Here is an 18,695-nt window from a genome sequence, read left to right as displayed (position 1 = left end):
AAAATTCTTAGAACTCGCCACGCAGCCAGTTGCTGACCCGTTTGACCAGGCCACCGACGCTTGCCTTGGCGGCATATTCTTTGTTGCTACCTGTTGCCTGATGGGTACGGCCATACTGCAGCAACCCGACTGCGGTCGAGTACACCGGTGCCTGCACGTAATCACTCAGACCACGAATATTCATGGGCTCCCCTACCCTGACCTGACACTGGAAGATCTGCTCTGCACACTCCACAATGCCTTCAATCTGGGCAGCGCCGCCGGTCAAGACCACACCGGCTGCCAGCTGATGCTTGACCCCCTGCGCTTTCAACTCGCTTTGTACCCGCACCAGCTCATCATTCACCATGGAGAGCAACTCGGTGTAACGGGGCTCAATCACTTCAGCCAGTGTCTGCCGCTGCAGGCTGCGCGCCGGACGGCCGCCGACACTGGGCACTTCAATATTGTCTTCCTTGCTGACCAGACGACCGAGGGCACAGCCGTAGCGCACCTTGATCGCTTCTGCGTCGAGCGGCGGCGTACCGAAGGCGTAGGCGATGTCGCTGGTTACAGTGCTGCCAGCGTACGGGATCACCTTGGTGTGGCGCAGTGCGCCGCCGGTAAACAGCGACATGTCCATAGTGCCGCCACCGATGTCCACCACGCAGACCCCCAGCTCTTTCTCGTCTTCAGTCAACACTGCGTAGCTGGATGCCAGCGCAGAGAAGATCAGTTGATCGACCCGCAGCCCTACCTTCTCGACACACTTCTCGATGTTGCGAGCCATGTCGTTATGGCAGGTGATGAGATGCACCTTGGCCGCCATCCGCACGCCGGAGAGGCCGACCGGATTCTTGATCCCTTCCTGATAGTCGATGGCAAACTCCTGGGGCAGCACGTGCAGCACACGCAGCTCGTCGGAGAGGCGAACCGACTTGGCGGTGTGGATCACGTTGTCCACATCCTCCTGGGTCACCTCCTCATCGGAGATGGGCACCATGCCGGTCTCGTTGCGGCAATCGATATGCTTGCCGGACAACCCCAGATAAACCGAGCTGATCTGGCAATCCGCCATCATCTCGGCCTCTTCCACCGCACGGCGCAGTGACTTGACCACGGAATCGAGGTCGTTGACCCCTCCCTTCTCCATCCCGCGGGAGGCGTGACTGCCCATACCGATGACGTTCAGTTCACCGTCCGGCAATACTTCCCCAACCAGAACCGCCACCTTGGTTGTGCCGATATCCAGTCCGACAATCAAATTCCTATCTGCGGTGTTGGTCATGCACTTTCTCTTCGCTCTTCTTCCAGCCAACTGCCACACCGGTATCGTATCGAAGATCCACATACGCAACCTGCGAACGGGGTTCGATAACCGGGAAGGCATCGATAAACCGCTGCAACCTGAGCGCTATGTCGTTACGCCCCAGAAACAGCTTGATATTGCCATCCAGGGTCAGTTCCCAGGCATGGCGGGGGGTCAGATTCACCCCCAACAACTTGTATCCCTTGGCCGCCAGCTGCGCTTCGTACTGCCGACTCTCTTTCAACACCATGGCGGCCTGGTCATCCGGCCCAGACAACTGCAACAGCGATGTCTTGACCCGATCCGGCGCACTGAACACCTTGCCCTTGGTGTTGACGAAGCGGTTGCCATTCCAGCGCGCCGCCACATCCTGTTCCGTCAGGTAAACCTTGATCTTGTTCGGCCACTTCTTGCGTACCGATACCGAGGCTACCCATGGCAAGGCATTAAGCCGTGCTTGCAATTCGTTGACATCCAACTCGAAGAAGTTGCGTGACTCGGCACCATCCAGCACGGCCAGTCGCAGCTCTTCGGTTTCCAGATACTGGTGTTGCCCCTGCAGCAACAGCTCGCTCATGGGCAACCGGTTGGCATCTGTCAGCCAACCTTTAACATCCAGCGCAGTCCGGTAGCAGCCCCATATCACCAGCAGGAAAAACATCACGCCTACGATGAAGCCGCCCTTGGTGCGCCCCTGTGCCCTTGCCTCCACCCGCTCGATCCCCGTGTAACGCGCTAAACCGGCCTTTTGACAGACCGGTTCGCCATTATATAGGCCCCGGCTTGGCGGTCAAAATACTCATTGGGCCCTCAGGCACCAGATTTCATGCTATCTATGCGCAATTTCATTTCGCCGAGACGACGGGCAAGTGCCCCAACGTTCCCCGCCCCCTGAGTCAGCACCAAATCCCCCTCACCAATCACGTCGGCCAGCACGACAGGTACGTCATCTGGCGTGGCGACGAAGATGGGTTCCAGGTTGCCACGCGAGCGAATGGAGCGACACAGAGCCCGTCCATCAGCCCCCGGGATCGGATCCTCACCGGCAGCATAAACCTCCAGCATCACCAGTACATCTACCTTGGAGAGCACATCTGCGAAGTCCTCGTAGAGGTCTCGGGTGCGGGTATAACGGTGCGGCTGGAACACCATTACCAGACGCTTCTCGGGCCAACCGGCACGAGCAGCGTTGATGGTGACCTTCACTTCGCTCGGGTGGTGACCGTAATCATCCACCAGCATGGCCTTGCCGCGCCCGGTTTCGAACTCGCCATACTGCTGGAAGCGACGGCCAACCCCTTCAAACTTGGCCAGCGCACGGATGATGGCCTCGTCGCTAACCCCGTCTTCAGTCGCGACAGCTATCGCCGCGGCAGCGTTCAAGGCATTGTGGATCCCCGGCAAGTTGAGGGTAACCTGCAGTTCGCCCGCCTCTTTGCGACGCACCCGGAAGCTGCTGTGGTTGGTGGTCTGGACAAAATCCAATACCTGCACGTCAGCGTCGTCAGAGAGACCATAAGTCAAGGTCGGACGAGCAATCTCCGGCAACATACCACGGATCACCGGATCATCGATGCAGACTACCGCCAGCCCGTAGAAGGGCAGGTTGTGCAGAAACTCGATAAAGGTGGCCTTCAGCCTGGAGAAGTCACCGCCGTAGGTGTCCATGTGATCCGCTTCAATGTTGGTCACGATAGAGACCATCGGCTGCAGATGCAGGAAGGAGGCGTCACTTTCGTCTGCTTCGGCAATCAGATAGCGGCTGCTGCCCAGACGGGCATTGGTGCCGGCACTGTTGAGCAAGCCACCGATAACGAAGGTCGGATCGCGGTCGGCTTCGGCATAGATGCTCGCCACCAGACTGGTGGTGGTGGTCTTGCCGTGTGTGCCGGCAATGGCGATGCCGTGACGGAAACGCATCAACTCAGCCAACATCTCGGCGCGACGCACCACCGGGATACGTAGCTCGCGGGCAGCCAGCAGCTCCGGGTTGTCCTGTTTGATGGCGGTGGAGACCACCACCACGCTGGCACCCTCGACGTGCACGGCACTATGACCGACAAAAATGTGGGCGCCCAGTCCTGCCAACCGTTCGGTCACTGCATTGCGACCCAAGTCAGAACCTGTCACCTGATACCCTTCGTTGGCAAGCACTTCGGCGATTCCGCCCATACCAGCACCACCGATGCCGATAAAGTGGATGCGACGCACGCGGCGCATTTCGGGGATCACAGTACGCAGTTTTGCCAGTTCAACCTTGGTCATAATCGTCTCTTTAGTCTGCCGCAGGCAATGTGCCGTCAAAGCGCGGCTGCACGGCGGCATCAATACATACAGGTACAAGGCTGCACGGTGTCACCGCTGCAACCTTGCTCATCAATCTTTACCACTCTGCCCACTGGCGAGCTGTTTGCACTCATCTGCAACCCGCTCGGCCGCATCTGTGATGGCAACGCGACGAGCCGCTTTCGCCATGTTAAACAGGGTCTCCCGGCGACCAGCCAGCCAGGTCAGGCGTGCCGCGAGTGAGGTTGTGTTCAGCTCGGACTGGGGCAGGAACTCGGCCGCACCGCCGTCGACCAGGGTCAAGGCGTTACGGGTCTGGTGATCATCCACCGCATGGGGAAGCGGCACGAAAATGGCTGCTACCCCGGCGGCGGCCACCTCGGATACCGTCAGTGCTCCCGCCCGGCAGACCACCAGATCTGCCCAGGCGTAGGCGCCAGCCATATCCTTGATAAATTCACTTACCTCGGCCTTGATACCGTGCTGGGCATAGGCAGCAGATACTGTCTCGGCATTGCCCTTGCCACACTGGTGACGCACCTCGATAGGCACACCAGCCGCAGCGACTGCAGCGGGTACCTGCTGGTTGAGCACGCGGGCACCCAGGCTACCACCAACGATCAGCAGATGCAGCGGCTCGGCTTCGCTGCGCAGCTGCGGATCCGGCAGGGCAACCACTTCGGGACGCACCGGATTGCCGACCACAGCGGTGCGGCGGCTCGGCGCGAAGGCGCCCGGAAATGCCATCAGCACCCGCTTGGCAATACGCGCCAGCAGCTTGTTAGTCATGCCTGCAGCAGCATTCTGCTCATGGAGCAGCAACGGGATGCCAGAGAACCAGGCAGCCACGCCCCCTGGACCGGAGGCAAAGCCCCCCATACCGAGCACCACATCAGGGCGAACGGTCTTGAGCACCTGACGCGCCTGCAAGATGGATTTGACGATACGATAGGGCGCCGCCAGCAGCCGCTTGATGCCGTTGCCACGCACCCCCTGAATATCGATAAAGGAGATGGGATAACCATGGGCGGGCACCAGCTCCGCCTCCATCCGGTCCGCCGTCCCCAGCCAGTGGACAGTCCAGCCCTGCTCCCTCAGTCGATCAGCCACGGCCAGACCGGGAAAGACATGCCCCCCGGTACCACCTGCCATCACCAACAGCGTCTTGCTCACTAAACCTCCCGCACCCGCGCCTGGGCAGTCGCCTGACGCAACTCAAAATCGATTCGAATCAACATGCTCACCGCCACTGTCATGATGATGAGACTCGAGCCACCGTAACTGACCAGCGGCAGGGTCAAGCCCTTGGTCGGCATCATGCCGCTGGCCGCGCCGACGTTGACGAAAGTCTGGAAACTGAACCAGATGCCGATACCGATAGCCAGATAGCCATCATAAAGGCGGTCGGCTTGCAGGGCGCGATGCCCCAGCTTCAACGCCTTGATCGCCAACGCAAAGATGAGACACAGGGCGCCCAGTACCCCAACGTAACCCAGCTCTTCGCCGAGGATCGCAAACACAAAGTCGGTATGCGCTTCCGGCAGGTACTCCATCTTCTGGATGGAGTTGCCGAGCCCCTCGCCAAACCAGCTGCCACGGCCAAACGCCATCAGCGACTGGGTCAACTGGTAGCCACTGCCAAACGGATCGGCCCAGGGATCCATAAAAGAGGTCACCCGACGCATCCGGTAGGGCTCGACGATGATCAGCATGATCACCCCGCCAAGACCGCCACCGATGAGGATCATGAACTGCCACAGTTTGGCGCCAGCCAGAAACAGCATGCCGAACGAGGTGACGAACATCACCACGGTCGACCCCAGATCCGGTTGCAACAGCAACAGGATCGCCAGCACCCCGAATACCGCCAGGGGTTTCAGGAAGCCAAGCCAGGCTTCACGCACCTCGTTCTGACGCCGCACCAGATAACCGGCCAGATAGACGAATAGCGCCAGCTTGCCAAACTCGGCCGGCTGCAGGTTGAACGGGCCCAGTGGCAGCCAGCGCACCGCACCGTTGACATTGCGCCCGACCACCAGCACCAGTACCAGCAGCAGAATGGCCAGCAACAGCATGGGTCCGTTGTACTCCTGCCAGCGCGCCATCGGCACCTGCAACACAAACCAGGAGATACCGAGCGCCATCACCAGAAACATGGCGTGACGCTTCACAAACATGAAGGGATCATCCCCCAGGGAGATCCCCTCCGGGATCGAAGCTGATGCCACGATCACCACCCCGACCGCCATCAGGGAGAGCGCCAGCAACACCAACTGCCGGTCATAGAGGCCGGCAGGGCGCGTCGGCAATAGCCAGCGCTGGAACAGACCTGCGGCTGCGCGAAGGGCATTCATAGCGCCATCACCATCTCGGTAAAGCGATCGCCACGCACCTCGAACGACTTGAACTGATCCAGGCTGGCACAGGCTGGCGCCAGCAGCACCCAGTCACCGGGCTTGGCATCGGCCGCCGCTTTGGCAACCGCAGCGGCCAGGTCGGCCACCCGTTCGGTCTGCTCGCCCAGAGCCAGCAGCACCTCGGCATCCTGACCGAAGCAGTACATGTGATCGATCTGGTTGCCCAGCAGCGCCTGGATCGGGCCAAAGTCCTGCCCCTTGCCCTGACCACCGGCCAGCAGCAACAGGCGCCCCTTGACCGACTCGCGCACACCGGCAACGGCAGCTAGCGTAGCTCCCACGTTGGTGGCTTTGGAGTCGTTGATCCAGCGCACCCCGTTCACTTCGCGCACGAAACGGGCACGGTGGGGCAAGCCTTCAAAGCGGCGCAGCACGGTGAGCTGGGCAGCGCGGGGAATGCCGACCGCATCGCACAGCGCCATGGCGGCCAGCGCGTTGGCCTGATTGTGGGCACCGACGATCTTCATCTCGTCCACCGCCAGCAGCGGCTCGCCGTGCAGGGTCAACCAGTAGCGACCATCCAGCAGGCAGCGGCCATAGCCATTGCAGTCAAGACCGAAGCTCTGCCACACCTGACCCACATCGGGCAAAGTCTGGGGATCGTCGCGATTGACCAGAATGTGTTTGGAGTGCTGATGGATCTCCATCTTGGCGGCACGGTAGTCGGCCATACCCTGATAGCGATCCATGTGATCTTCAGAGAGGTTCAGCACCACAGAGGCGGCAGCACGCAGGCTGTGAGTGGTCTCCAACTGGAAGCTGGATAGCTCCAGTACGCAGAGATCCATCGGCTGCTTGAGCAGCTCCAGCGCAGGCGTACCGATATTGCCGCCCACGCCCACCTTGAGCCCGGCTTCGGCAATCATCTCACCCACCAGGGTCGTGACAGTGCTCTTGCCATTGGAACCTGTGATGGCGATGACCGGTGTCTCGGTCTCGCGAACGAACAACTCGATATCGCCGACGATCTGCACACCACATTCGGCAGCCGCTTTCAATTCAGGGGTAGCCAGGGCAATGCCCGGGCTCGCGACGATCATATGCGCCTGTTTGAGTCGCTCACCATCCAGCCCGTAAATGAGTTCCACCTCGGCAGGTAGTTGATCCTTGCCGGGCGGGTTGGCGCGAGTGTCCATCACCAGTGGGGTGACACCACGGCCGAGGAAGTAGTCGACGCAGGAGAGTCCGGTTTTGCCGAGTCCGATAACGATGACCATGGCCTTACCTCACCTTCAGGGTGGCAAGACCCAACAGCACCAGCACGAGGGTGATGATCCAGAAACGCACGATAACGCGCGGCTCCGGCCAGCCCTTCTTCTCGTAGTGGTGATGGATCGGCGCCATGCGGAAGATCCGCACGCCGCGCAGCTTGTAAGACCCCACCTGCAGGATCACCGAGACAGTCTCCATCACGAAGACACCGCCCATGATCACCAGCAGGAACTCCTGGCGTACCAGCACGGCGATGGTGCCGAGCGCGCCGCCCAATGCCAGGGAACCGACGTCCCCCATGAAGACCTGTGCCGGATAGGTGTTGAACCAGAGAAAGCCCAGACCTGCCCCGACGATGGCAGTACAGACGATCACCAGCTCGGAGGTATAGGGAACATAGGGAATATGCAGGTAACTGGCGAAGTTGACGTTGCCGGTTGCCCAGGCGATAAACGCAAAGCCGCCCGCCACCATCACGGTCGGCATGATGGCCAAGCCATCCAGACCATCGGTCAGGTTGACCGCGTTGGAGGTACCAACAATGACGAAATAGGTGAGCAGGATAAACATCAGGCCAAGTTGCGGCATCACATCCTTGAGGAAGGGCACCACCAGCTGGGTCTGACCATCATGGGTGGCCGTGGCGTAGAGGAATACAGCCACTCCCAGCGCTACCGCGGATTGCCAGAAGTACTTCCAGCGGGCGATCAGGCCGTCGGTATTCTTGCGCACCACCTTAAGGTAGTCGTCGGCAAAGCCGATGGCGCCATAGGCACCCAGCACAAACAGCACCAGCCAGACATAGGGGTTGTCGAGGCGGCACCAGAGCAGCACAGACGTGAAAATCGCAGCAATGATCATCAGACCACCCATGGTCGGAGTGCCCCGCTTGCTGAGGTGGGACTCGGGACCATCGTTGCGGATCACCTGACCGAACTTCAGGATCTGCAGGCGACGAATGAGGCGCGGCCCCATCCAGAGCGCAACTCCCAGACCGGTAATGATCGACAGGATGGCGCGAAACGTCAGGTAGGAGAAGACGTTGAAGAAGGTGAAGTGCGGGGTGAGCAGTTCGGCCAGCCAGACTAGCATGTGGCTGACTCCTGATGGCCTTTGACCATCTCGACGATATCTTCCATGCGGGAGCCACGGGCACCCTTGACCAGAATCGAAATTTCCTGATGTGTATTTATCATTTGCGCAAGCACTTCAAACAACGACGCCTTGTTATCGAAATGTCGGCCAGCCGCGGCATCTGCGGTATAGCGACTATGTTCCCCTACTGTCAGCACGGCATCCAGACCGCACTCGCGGGCATGACGGCCAACCCGGGCATGTTGCTCGGCAGACTCCTCACCCAGTTCCCGCATGTCGCCAAACACCAGCACCTTAAAGCCGCTCATGGCGGTCAAGGCATCGATGCCCGCCAGCACGGACTCCACGCTGGCGTTGTAGGTATCATCCACCAGGGTCAGACCGCCCCAGTGCTGAACACAGAAGCGTCCCTTGACCGGAGCCATCTGCTCCAGACCGGCTTTGACCGAGGCCAGAGAAGCACCGAGTACCAGGGTACCGGCAGCAGCAGCCAGCGCATTGGCCACGTTGTGGCGACCCGGGATCGCCAGAGTCAGGCTCAGCTCACCCTGCGGGGTCACCATCACGAACTCGGCGCAGCCTTGTTCGTTGAGCACAAGGTTGCGCGCGTGGAACGGCTGGCTCTGATCGTCGATGGAGAAGGCGCACTGAATGCCGCGTTCCCGCCACTTCGGCCAGAATTCGTTGTCGGCGTTGACGATGGCCGTGCCGCCCTCGCTCAGCCCCTCAAAAATTTCGCTCTTGGCGTGGAACACACCTTCCAGCGAGCCGAAGCCCTCCAGATGGGCCGCCGCCACGTTGTTGATGATGGCGGCATCGGGTTTGGCCAGCGAGGTAGTCCAGGCGATCTCGCCCGGATGGTTGGCACCCAGCTCCATCACTGCAAACCGGTGTTGCGGCTCGAGGCGCAGCAGGGTGAGCGGCACGCCCACCTCGTTGTTGAAGTTGCCAGCGGTGGCCAGCACTTCCCCTTCGTTGCGCAGGATGGCAGTTGCCATCTCCTTCACCGTGGTCTTGCCGCAGCTGCCGGTAATGGCCAGCACTTTCGGATTGATGCGCTCGCGCACCAGCTTGCCGAGTCGGCCCAGCCCCTTGAGGCTGTCCGCCACCACCAGCTGGGGAATGGCCAGCGGCAGCTCACGCTCGACCAGCAGAGCAGAGGCCCCTGCCTGAACAGCCTGCTCGCAAAAATCGTGGGCATCGAAACGCTCGCCGCGCAGGGCAACGAACAGGGCACCCGCGCCCAAAGTGCGGGTGTCGGTACTGACAACGGTGATCTCGCCATCGTCACCAATCAGACGGGCATCGAGTACCTGCGCCAGCTCGGCAAGCCTGAGGGTCATCATTTGAATGACTCCAATAATGTGTGCAAGGCGGCCGCGACGGTTTCCCGGTCGCTGTAGTGCCGCTTGTCGGTTCCAATGATCTGATAATCCTCATGGCCCTTACCGGCCACCAGGATGATGTCCTGCTTGCTCGCCTGACCGATGGCCAGCGCAATCGCCTTGACCCGGTCGTGCTCCACCTGCACCGCAGCAGGATCGCGAAGACCCGCCACCATGTCGGCCATGATCCGGGCCGGCTCCTCGGTACGGGGATTGTCGTCGGTCAGGATCACGCGATCCGCATACTGCTCGGCCATGGCGGCCATCATGGGACGCTTGCCGCGATCGCGGTCGCCACCACAGCCAATCAGACACCAAAGCTGGCCGGTGCAGTGCACCCGCAGGGCCTGCAATGCCTTTTCCAGCGCATCAGGGGTGTGGGCGTAATCGACCACCGCCAGCGGCGTATCACCACCGCCGAAACACTCCATACGACCGGTCACTGGCTGCAATTTCGGGGCAGTTGCCAGTAGCTCATGGAAGTCGTAACCGAGCACCAGCATTACGCCCATCGCCGCCAGCACATTGCTGACGTTGAAGCGCCCGAGCAAGGGGGCGGATAATACACCATTCCCCCAGCTGGAGTTAATCTGCGCGCGAAAACCTTGCTGGTGAAAATCGAGCTGCTGCGCCGTTAATTGACGGCCAAAATGGTGTTCAATCGGGCCATTCACACTGAAAGCCACCGCTGCCGGGTATTTTTCGAGCCACTTGGCACCCAATTCGTCATCTCGGTTAATCACCGCATTCGACTCGTCGACCAGCTGCAGCAGCTGCTCCTTGGCCGCGCCATAGGCTTCCATGGTGCCGTGGTAGTCGAGGTGATCCCGGCTCAGGTTGGTAAAGACAGCGGCGGAAAAGGGCAGCGCGGCGACACGGTGCTGCACCAGACCATGGCTGGAGACCTCCATCGCCACCAGATCCGCCCCCTGCTCTTGCAGCGCAGCCAGATTGGCTTGTACCTGCACGGCGCTGCCAGTGGTATTTTCCGCTTCGATCAGATGGCCAAACAGGCCGTTGCCGATGGTGCCCATCACCCCGGCCTTACCACCCAGCAGGGTGCGCCAGTTGGCGACCAGCAAAGCGGTAGTGCTCTTGCCGTTGGTGCCGGTGATCCCGACCAGATCCAATTTTTGGGCTGGCTGATCGTAGAAATAGCCCGCAAGCGCAGAGAGGTGAGCGGGCAGATCCCGCATCCCGATACAGGGAACCGGAGTCGATGGTGGGATAAATTCACCATCCTCCTCAAACACAACAGCGGTCGCTCCCTGAGCAACCGCCTGTTCGATGAAACGTCTGCCATCCACCTGATGACCGCAAATAGCCACGAAGAGCGAGCCGGGGCCAACCCGCCGACTATCCAGCTGGATATCGGTCAGAGTGAGCGCCGGCGCCTGGATACCGAAGGGGCGCAGTAATGCATCAAGTGCGCGGGACAAGAGGAGCCTCCGTACGGGCAAGTTTGGCGGGCACCGCTGTGGGCACCGCGTCAGGACGAATGTTGAAGAGTTGCAGTACCCCGCCCATGGCCTCTGCAAACGGCGGGGTCGCCACGGCACCGCCATAGTAAGCACTGCCTTTTGGCTCGTTAATCACCACCACCATGACGAAACGGGGATTACTGGCAGGGGCAAAACCGGCAAACCAGGCCATGTAATCCTTGCCGTAGCCTCCGGCAACGGCGACCTTGGCGGTACCACTCTTGCCACCGACCCGATAACCCGGAATCTTGGCTTTGGGAATAGCGTTGTCGACCACGTACTCCAGTGCCTGCAGCATGGCGGAGGCGTTGTTGTGGTCGATCACCTGCTCACCCTTGGGCGGCGTGGTCACCTTGACGATGGAGATGGGCACTCGCTTGCCCTTGTTGGCCAGGGTGGCGTAGGCGGAAGCCAGTTGCAGCGGGGTGACTCGCAGACCATAACCGAACGAGAGGGTTGCCCGCTCGATATCGGACCAGCGACGACGCTGGGGCAGCATGCCGCTGCTCTCGCCCATCAGCCCGCTGCCGGTATCCATGCCGAAACCAAACATGCTGAGGGTATTGATCATCTCCTGCGCCGGCATCCGCAGCGCGATGCGCGACATACCGATGTTGGAGGAGTAGCGCAGGATATCGTAGAGGTTGGTCGCCTTGTGGATACTGACGTCCTTGATCTGCTTGGCACCGATAAAGAGCGGCCCACCGGGAATGAAATCTTTCCAGCTGGTGACCCCTGCCTGCAAGGCACTGAGCAAAATCAATGGCTTGACGGTAGAGCCCGGTTCGTAGGTATCGGTCACCACCCGGTTGCGTACCCGGAAGCTCTGATACTGGCCGCGGTTGTTCGGGTTATAGGAGGGGGTGTTGACCATGGCGAGTACTTCACCGGTCTTGATATCCAGCATCACCATGGAGCCGGAGGTCGCCTTGTTCTCGTCGGTTGCCCGCTTGAGGGCACGGTAGGCCAGAGCCTGCACCCGCTGATCGATACTGAGCTGCAGATCGTTGGCATTCTTGCCCTCTTTGACGATGCCAAGCCGCTCGATGACGCGCCCCTGACGATCCTTGCGCACCCGCATTTCGCCGGGCGTCGCCGTCAGCCACTCGTTGTAACTGCGCTCAATCCCTTCAATACCGCTGCCATCGATGTTGGTCACCCCCACCAGATGGGCACTGATTTCGCCGGTCGGATAGAAGCGGCGTGACTCGGGACGCAGATAGACGCCACCCAGCTTGAGCCCCTTGATATATTCCGCCACCGCAGGAGTAACCTGACGCTGCAGATAGACGAAGCGCTTGCTGGGGTTGGCGATGCGGTGTTTGAGGGTATTGATGTCGAGCTTGAGCACGGCGGAGAGCGCCAGCCAGGCTCGCTCATTATTGATGGCACCGGACTCGTGTACCGTCTTGGGATCGGCCCAGACCGCTTCGACCGGCACAGAAACCGCCAGCTGCTCGCCGTTGCGATCGGTGATCATACCGCGCACCGCCTGGGTAGAGGTGGTACGCAGGGAGCGCATGTCACCCTCCTGACGCAGACGATCCGGATTGATCACCTGGATCCAGGCCAGACGCAGGATCAGACCCACAAACGCGATGCCGATAAACACCGCAAGCGTGCGAAAGCGCCACGGATAGATCGATGGCGCTTTGACATTCGCTTTGGCAGCTTTGGCTGTAGCCTTGCGTTTCATGGTTGGGTAATTACCTTCTCGGTGGTCACCAGCGGACGACCCATTTGCAACTTGTCCATCGCCAGACTCGCCACCCGGGAGTGTTCAGCCAGGGTGCCCTGCTCCAGCAGCAGGTGGCGCCATTCGATATTGAGGCGATCCTCTTCCGCCATCAGATCGTTCTGCTTGGCCGTCAGACCACGGGTCATGTTGGTCACCAGGATCACGGCAAACGCGGTCACCAGCACGGCGACCGACAGAAAAATCTGCAGCTTGTGCCGCCAGAGATCGGCAACGATCTCCTTGGCCAGATGAACACGCACTTCGCTCATCGCTTACTCCGCTAGCCGTTCGGCAACCCGCAGCACCGAGCTGCGTGATCGGCTGTTTTCAGATACTTCATGATCAGAAGGCTTAAGTGCCTTGCCGACCGACTTCAATTTGCGACCGCCAGCCAGTTGGGCCTCGGTCAGCGGAATGCCGTAAGGCACTTCCGGCCCTTTTTCGTGCTTGCGGATGAAATGCTTTACCAACCGGTCTTCCAGCGAATGGAAGCTAATCACCGACAGACGGCCATGTGGTGCCAGCACTTCCAGTGCACCGTTGAGCGCGGTTTCGATCTCGTCCAGCTCGCTGTTGATATAGATGCGAATGGCCTGGAAACTGCGGGTTGCCGCATGCTTGCCTTTCTCCTTGCTCGGATTGACCCGGGCAATCATCTCCGCCAGTTGGCGGGTACGCACATAAGGCTCGGTCACACGGTCGTGCACAATGGCACGGGCGATCTTCTTGGCAAAACGCTCCTCACCGAAGGTCTTCAGCACCCAGGCGATGTCATCCACATCGGCCTTGGCCAGCCACTCGGCAGCGCTCTGGCCGGAGGTGGGGTCCATCCGCATATCGAGAGGACCATCTTTCATAAAGCTGAAGCCGCGCTCGGCATCATCCAACTGGGGTGAAGAGACCCCCAGATCCAGCAGGAAGCCATCCACCTTGCCCAACAAACCGCGCTCATCCAGATAGGAGGCGATACCGGAGAAGGGGCCGTGCACGATTTCGAAACGGGGGTCCTGGATCTTGGCAGCTTCGGCGATAGCCTGGGGATCGCGGTCGATGGCGATCAGGCGGCCATTGGGGCCAAGGTGTTGCAGGATCAGACGAGAATGACCACCACGGCCAAAAGTGCCGTCGACATAGATTCCGTCCGGCTTGATGGCCAGACCTTCAACGGCTTCGTGCAGCAGCACTGTGATGTGTTCAGCGGCTTGGGTCATTTATAAAGAGAAATCCTGTAGTCGTGGTGAGCTTGCCCAATCGTCCTCGGGCAGACCCAAGATGTCGTCATTGACCTGTTGCTGCCAGCGGGCTTCATCCCACAGCTCAAATTTGTTGAGCTGGCCCACCAGCATGATCTTCTTGTCCAGCCCCGCATGGTTGCGCAGTGGCTGGCTGAGCAACAGACGGCCATTGCCATCCAGCTCGCATTCGGTTGCATGTCCCAGCAGCAGTCGCTGCAAACGGCGTTCTTGCGGATTCATGCTGGAGAGGGTCTTGAGCTTGCGCTCGACCTCTTCCCATTCATTCAGGGGATAGAGCAGCAGACAGGGATGGGCAATATCGATGGTGCAGACCAGCTGGCCGTCGCTTTCGTCGCGCAGCCAATCACGGAATTTGGTCGGAATAGCCAGCCGCCCTTTACTGTCCAGGCTGATGGCATGAGCGCCACGCAACAAATTGCAGTCCCTGAAGGTGAGTGAGCAGGCAGATTGCCCCTCTAAAAACCACTTTGATCCACTTTTCCCCACCTTGAAGTTTAAGGACGTGCAGGGGGCTTTTCAAGCAAGGAGATGGGGCAGAGGGAACATATTGACGCAGCAATTGCATACTGCGGATTGAGTGGGTTGATTTTCCACAAGTTATTTGGCGTTAAACTCTGGTGATTAATTGAAATAAATGAATGGACTGAGAACACACACAATATGCGGGTGCGAACAACCATCCTGGGTTCTGTCACCATCTATCGCTACCATCGTGCTAAATACGAAACTATTCGATTGATTTAAAACATATAATTTCATTCAAAATGACAAGGCCGAAAATATCCTGCCAACGAAGCCATATTTTCTCATGCATAAAAAAGAGCCCCGCGATAAATCGCGGGGCTCTTCGGAATGAGGTCGGAGTCGGCCTGTAAGCCGGGTTCTGTACCGGGTTACCCCGGGTAGCAATCATTCCTCTAGGCCAGCAATCGCTCGCTGGCTCAAGCAACCTACCCGCCCCCAACGCGGGCCGCGCCAATAGGGGCCTATTTGGTCTTGCTTCGGGTGGAGTTTACCGTGCCACGAACTGTTGCCAGTCGCGCGGTGCGCTCTTACCGCACCCTTTCACCCTTACCTGATCCCTTGCGGGCCATCGGCGGTCTGCTCTCTGTTGCACTGGTCGTAGGCTCGCGCCCCCCAGGCGTTACCTGGCACCCTGCCCTGTGAAGCCCGGACTTTCCTCCCCTCCGCCCGTCTGTCCCGAGGGACACAACGACGAAGCAGCGATTGCCCAGCCAACTCCGAGGCGCGGATTATACCCTTGCGATACGCACGGGGTAAACCGGCAATTCCCGTTTACAGCCATTTATCGCGCTTGGCCCCCGTTTACAGGCTGACTGATTGTCGATACAGGGGATTGCGCAGGTCAAAAAACAGTCTGATGACCTATTGACCGACTCAATAGTGCTCGAGACCGTATTTATAGAGGGCATTCTTCTTCACGCCGTGGATCTCGGCGGTCAGGGCGGCCGCTTTTTTCAGTGGCAGTTCGGTCACCAGCAGACCCAGAGTACGGATCGCCTCGGCTGGCAGATCCTCTTCTTCTTTGGAGGCGCCAGCCACGACCAGCACGATCTCGCCGCGGCAGCGGTTGTCATCCTCACCAAGCCAGGTCAGCATTTCAGAGGCTGGCAGACCGTGGATCGACTCGAAGGTCTTGGTCAGCTCGCGGCACACCACCACCTGACGCTCACCGAGAATGCGAGCAATCGCTTCCACTGTATCCTGCACACGGCGCGGGGATTCGTAGAACACCAGCGAGCGGGTGTCTTCAATAACGGCTTGCAGGCGATCGTCACGCCCCTTGCTCTTGGCGGGCAGGAAGCCCTCAAAGGCAAAGCGATCGGTGGGCAGACCGGCCGCGCTCAGAGCCGTGATGGCAGCACAGGGACCGGGCAGCGGCACCACCTTGACCCCGGCCTCACGACAGCGGGTGACAAAGTGATAACCGGGGTCGCTGATGAGCGGGGTGCCAGCATCGGAGACCAGCGCAACACTCTTGCCCTCTTTGATCCGGCCGATCAGCACATCGGCTTTCTGCTGCTCGTTGTGATCGTGCAGGGCGAAGGTCGGCACCGAGATTTGGTAGTGGCTGAGCAGGATACCGGTATGACGGGTATCTTCGGCTGCCACCAGATCGACACTGCGTAAAATGTCCAATGCACGCTGGGTGATGTCCGCCAGATTGCCGATCGGAGTGGGGACTATATACAGGGTTGGGATGTCACTCATGGGATCTCCGAGTGCCCCGACAATTGTGTCGCCATATTGGCCCGTTTACACTATGGGGAACTTCAACACTGGTCGGGGAATGAACTTGAACCGGGTTACAAAGCAGCTAAGTGTATCACGACTCTTCGGCATCATACTCGCGGCAGTACTGCTCGCAGCCTGTGCGTCGGAGCCCAATCAACCGTCAGGGCAGTCAGGCATGCCCTCTGCGTTTTCCAATCTGACCAAGAATGCCCAGTGGTATCTTGAGCAGGTGGACCCCGCCAAGCCGGCCGAAGCCTTTACCTGGCAAATGCTGGCGGCACGCAGCTATCTGGCACTGGGCCAGACCAAACCAGCCTCGGCACTGTTCCAGCAATTGCAGAAGCAGGCCAAGGACCCCGCCCAGAAGGCGCAGTTGCAACTGCTGCAAGCCCATCTGTTGCTGGCGCAGGGCCACGCCAATCAGGCGCTGATCCTGCTGGAAGGCAAACCCGAGGTGCTGCTGGATGCCGATACCCAAAAGGATTGGTATCGCCAGCGCGTAGTGCTGCAACTCGACATCAACAACAAGTTTGGCGCAGCCAAGTCGTTGATTGCACTGGAGCCCTACCTCAATCAGAGCGAACAGGCCACCAACCATCAGCAGATCTGGTCGTTGCTCAAAAGCATGACCCCCTCCACCCTGCAAGCGCTGGAAGAGGCTCCGGCCCCTGATGTGACCACCGGCTGGCTACGACTGGCTGCACTGGTCAACGAGTTTGGCGCCCAGCCGAACCTGCTGGCGCGGCAGCTGGCAGGCTGGAAGCGTGACTTCCCAAACCATCCAGCCCAGAAGGATATGCCGGCGGGATTGGGCGATCTGGCGGCCACTGCAAGCACCTCGGTGCAGCAGATCGCAGTGCTGCTGCCCCTCTCCGGCAATCTGGAGCCGCAGGGCGCCGCCATCCGCAACGGCATGCTGATGTCTTATAAGGAAAATCAGGGACAATTCACCCTGAACTTCTACGACACCCAGAGCAAGTCGACCAGCGAGCTTTACAAGCAGGCGATTCAGGAAGGGGCAGACATGATCATCGGCCCGCTGCTGAAAGACCGTGTCGAGGAGCTGCTAAAAGCCAATCCGACCGTGCCGGTACTGGCACTCAACGAGCTGGACAAGCCGGTCGTCAACGACACCACCTACTACTTCTCCCTCTCTGCCGCCGCAGATGCCGCGCAGGCAGCCCAGTACCTTTACACGCAGGGCTACCGCAAACCGCTGCTAATCGCCGCCCAGGGGCGGATCGGTTACAGCAGTATCAAGGCGTTCGAGCAGAGCTGGGCTACCCTGAGCCAGGATAAGCCGGTCGTCGCTACCTTCGGTGCCCGCAACGAAGTACAGGGGATGGTCAAGAATGCCCTGAGCGGCCGCTCTATCGCCCGTGCCGGTGAAGTGGTGCAACTCTCTGATGCCGCACCGCGCAGCATCGATGCCGTTTATGTGGTAGCCAACAGCCTGGAAACCCGGATGATCAAGCCCTACGTGGATGTCTCGGTCAATCCGATGGGCAGCCTGCCCATCTACACCAGCTCCCGTGGCTACGACAGCGCAGCCACCGAGGTCGCCTCCGAGCTCAACGGCATGCATATCGCCGATATGCCGCTGCTGCTTGGCGGCTACGAGAAACAGCGCGAGCAGATCGCTCTGCTCTGGCCGCAGACCCAGGGTGACCTGCTGCGTCTGTTTGCCATGGGCTACGATGCCGTCAGCCTGGCTGAGAACCTCCAGCAGATGCGCAAGGTAGGTGGCATGCAGCAGGCCGGCATGAGCGGTCAGCTGAGCGTGGATGCCCAGGGCAATATCGTGCGGATGCTGAGCTGGGGTACTTACCAGAACGGCAAACTGGTCGACGAGAACGCCGTTCAGCAACTGGAGGAGCCCTCCAATGAAGGAACTATGGAAACGGATGCGCCAGCAGTTGCCGAGCCTGTTCCCCTCACCAACGAACAAGGGACAGCACTTTGAACAAGTCGCTGAACGCTGGTTGCAGGCACAGGGCCTGCAACCGGTAGCTCGCAACTACCGCTGTCGTGGCGGTGAAATAGATCTCATCATGCACCAGGGCCAGACCCTGGTGTTTGTTGAGGTGCGCTACCGGGCCACCGGTAGCCATGGCGGGGCCGCCAGCTCGGTCACCCACAGCAAACAGCGCAAGATCATGCTGGCAGCGCGCCACTATTTGAAGCAACATGCCATCAACGAGGCCAATCAGGCCTGCCGATTCGATGTGATTGCGTTCGAAGGTGACCAGCCAGCCTGGATCCAGAACGCATTTTAAGAGGA

General features: G+C 59.8%; 16 protein-coding genes and 1 other RNA gene. 2 read left to right on the top strand and 15 right to left on the bottom strand.

Annotated elements, in window-relative coordinates:
- Positions 1-7: 7 nt before the first annotated feature.
- The 15 genes from ftsA to rsmI all read right to left on the bottom strand — a co-directional run bounded on the left by ftsA (position 8) and on the right by rsmI (position 16,390).
- A complete protein-coding gene (gene ftsA / locus I6L35_RS08210) occupies positions 8-1,267 on the bottom strand; it encodes a cell division protein FtsA (protein ID WP_005341694.1) in 1,260 nt (419 codons plus the stop codon).
- Entirely contained in the window at positions 1,248-2,000 is a 753-nt protein-coding gene (locus I6L35_RS08205; protein WP_005341696.1) for a cell division protein FtsQ/DivIB, read from the bottom strand. Before I6L35_RS08205 ends, ftsA begins: the two co-directional genes overlap by 20 nt.
- Positions 2,001-2,098: 98 nt before the next feature.
- Entirely contained in the window at positions 2,099-3,553 is a 1,455-nt protein-coding gene (gene murC / locus I6L35_RS08200) for a UDP-N-acetylmuramate--L-alanine ligase (protein ID WP_216979981.1), read from the bottom strand.
- Positions 3,554-3,664: 111 nt separating this feature from the next.
- Complete coding sequence (gene murG / locus I6L35_RS08195; RefSeq protein WP_216979980.1) at positions 3,665-4,747, bottom strand: undecaprenyldiphospho-muramoylpentapeptide beta-N-acetylglucosaminyltransferase; 1,083 nt, start codon at positions 4,745-4,747, stop codon at positions 3,665-3,667.
- The gene (gene ftsW / locus I6L35_RS08190) at positions 4,747-5,928 is read right to left on the bottom strand and encodes a cell division protein FtsW (RefSeq protein WP_216979979.1); all 1,182 of its coding nucleotides are present in this window, start codon (positions 5,926-5,928) and stop codon (positions 4,747-4,749) included. Before ftsW ends, murG begins: the two co-directional genes overlap by 1 nt.
- Positions 5,925-7,208 (bottom strand): UDP-N-acetylmuramoyl-L-alanine--D-glutamate ligase, encoded by a 1,284-nt coding sequence (murD, locus tag I6L35_RS08185; RefSeq protein ID WP_216979978.1) that lies wholly within the window; start codon positions 7,206-7,208, stop codon positions 5,925-5,927. The genes ftsW and murD overlap by 4 nt, the downstream gene beginning before the upstream one ends.
- A gap of 4 nt (positions 7,209-7,212) precedes the next feature.
- Positions 7,213-8,295, bottom strand: a complete 1,083-nt coding sequence (gene mraY / locus I6L35_RS08180; protein WP_005341701.1) for a phospho-N-acetylmuramoyl-pentapeptide-transferase — start codon at positions 8,293-8,295, stop codon at positions 7,213-7,215.
- Complete coding sequence (gene murF / locus I6L35_RS08175) at positions 8,289-9,644, bottom strand: UDP-N-acetylmuramoyl-tripeptide--D-alanyl-D-alanine ligase (RefSeq protein WP_216979977.1); 1,356 nt, start codon at positions 9,642-9,644, stop codon at positions 8,289-8,291. The genes mraY and murF overlap by 7 nt, the downstream gene beginning before the upstream one ends.
- Positions 9,641-11,122 (bottom strand): UDP-N-acetylmuramoyl-L-alanyl-D-glutamate--2,6-diaminopimelate ligase, encoded by a 1,482-nt coding sequence (gene murE / locus I6L35_RS08170; protein WP_216952211.1) that lies wholly within the window; start codon positions 11,120-11,122, stop codon positions 9,641-9,643. Before murE ends, murF begins: the two co-directional genes overlap by 4 nt.
- On the bottom strand, positions 11,106-12,860 hold the full coding sequence (locus I6L35_RS08165; protein ID WP_216979976.1) for a penicillin-binding transpeptidase domain-containing protein: 1,755 nt from the start codon (positions 12,858-12,860) through the stop codon (positions 11,106-11,108). The genes murE and I6L35_RS08165 overlap by 17 nt, the downstream gene beginning before the upstream one ends.
- Entirely contained in the window at positions 12,857-13,171 is a 315-nt protein-coding gene (gene ftsL / locus I6L35_RS08160) for a cell division protein FtsL (RefSeq protein ID WP_005336166.1), read from the bottom strand. Before ftsL ends, I6L35_RS08165 begins: the two co-directional genes overlap by 4 nt.
- A 3-nt stretch (positions 13,172-13,174) precedes the next feature.
- Positions 13,175-14,113: a 16S rRNA (cytosine(1402)-N(4))-methyltransferase RsmH gene (gene rsmH, locus I6L35_RS08155; protein ID WP_216979975.1), complete on the bottom strand. Its 939-nt coding sequence runs from the start codon at positions 14,111-14,113 to the stop codon at positions 13,175-13,177.
- Complete coding sequence (gene mraZ, locus I6L35_RS08150; protein ID WP_216979974.1) at positions 14,114-14,572, bottom strand: division/cell wall cluster transcriptional repressor MraZ; 459 nt, start codon at positions 14,570-14,572, stop codon at positions 14,114-14,116.
- Positions 14,573-15,014: 442 nt separating this feature from the next.
- An RNA gene (gene rnpB / locus I6L35_RS08145) (RNase P RNA component class A) lies at positions 15,015-15,401 on the bottom strand.
- Between the two features lie 155 nt (positions 15,402-15,556).
- Complete coding sequence (rsmI, locus tag I6L35_RS08140) at positions 15,557-16,390, bottom strand: 16S rRNA (cytidine(1402)-2'-O)-methyltransferase (RefSeq protein WP_216979973.1); 834 nt, start codon at positions 16,388-16,390, stop codon at positions 15,557-15,559.
- Between the two features lie 199 nt (positions 16,391-16,589).
- Here rsmI and I6L35_RS08135 point away from each other — a divergent pair, with 199 nt between their 5' ends.
- Together I6L35_RS08135 and I6L35_RS08130 are read left to right on the top strand one after the other, a co-directional pair.
- Complete coding sequence (locus I6L35_RS08135; protein WP_254204225.1) at positions 16,590-18,377, top strand: penicillin-binding protein activator; 1,788 nt, start codon at positions 16,590-16,592, stop codon at positions 18,375-18,377.
- On the top strand, positions 18,319-18,690 hold the full coding sequence (locus tag I6L35_RS08130; RefSeq protein ID WP_216980256.1) for a YraN family protein: 372 nt from the start codon (positions 18,319-18,321) through the stop codon (positions 18,688-18,690). The genes I6L35_RS08135 and I6L35_RS08130 overlap by 59 nt, the downstream gene beginning before the upstream one ends.
- The last annotated feature ends 5 nt before the right edge of the window (positions 18,691-18,695 follow it).

Origin of the sequence: Aeromonas sp. FDAARGOS 1405, assembly GCF_019048265.1 — a bacterium.
Taxonomy (GTDB): domain Bacteria; phylum Pseudomonadota; class Gammaproteobacteria; order Enterobacterales; family Aeromonadaceae; genus Aeromonas; species Aeromonas veronii_A.
This window is presented reverse-complemented; position numbering and strand designations above follow the sequence as displayed.

Coding starts and splice junctions, on each gene's coding strand:
- ftsA (WP_005341694.1), bottom strand. CDS start 1,267: ATGACCAACACCGCAGATAGGAATTTGATTGTCGGACTGGATATCGGC.
- murC (WP_216979981.1), bottom strand. CDS start 3,553: ATGACCAAGGTTGAACTGGCAAAACTGCGTACTGTGATCCCCGAAATG.
- ftsW (WP_216979979.1), bottom strand. CDS start 5,928: ATGAATGCCCTTCGCGCAGCCGCAGGTCTGTTCCAGCGCTGGCTATTG.
- murD (WP_216979978.1), bottom strand. CDS start 7,208: ATGGTCATCGTTATCGGACTCGGCAAAACCGGACTCTCCTGCGTCGAC.
- mraY (WP_005341701.1), bottom strand. CDS start 8,295: ATGCTAGTCTGGCTGGCCGAACTGCTCACCCCGCACTTCACCTTCTTC.
- murF (WP_216979977.1), bottom strand. CDS start 9,644: ATGATGACCCTCAGGCTTGCCGAGCTGGCGCAGGTACTCGATGCCCGT.
- I6L35_RS08165 (WP_216979976.1), bottom strand. CDS start 12,860: ATGAAACGCAAGGCTACAGCCAAAGCTGCCAAAGCGAATGTCAAAGCG.
- ftsL (WP_005336166.1), bottom strand. CDS start 13,171: ATGAGCGAAGTGCGTGTTCATCTGGCCAAGGAGATCGTTGCCGATCTC.
- rsmH (WP_216979975.1), bottom strand. CDS start 14,113: ATGACCCAAGCCGCTGAACACATCACAGTGCTGCTGCACGAAGCCGTT.
- rsmI (WP_216979973.1), bottom strand. CDS start 16,390: ATGAGTGACATCCCAACCCTGTATATAGTCCCCACTCCGATCGGCAAT.
- I6L35_RS08135 (WP_254204225.1), top strand. CDS start 16,590: ATGCCCTCTGCGTTTTCCAATCTGACCAAGAATGCCCAGTGGTATCTT.
- I6L35_RS08130 (WP_216980256.1), top strand. CDS start 18,319: ATGCGCCAGCAGTTGCCGAGCCTGTTCCCCTCACCAACGAACAAGGGA.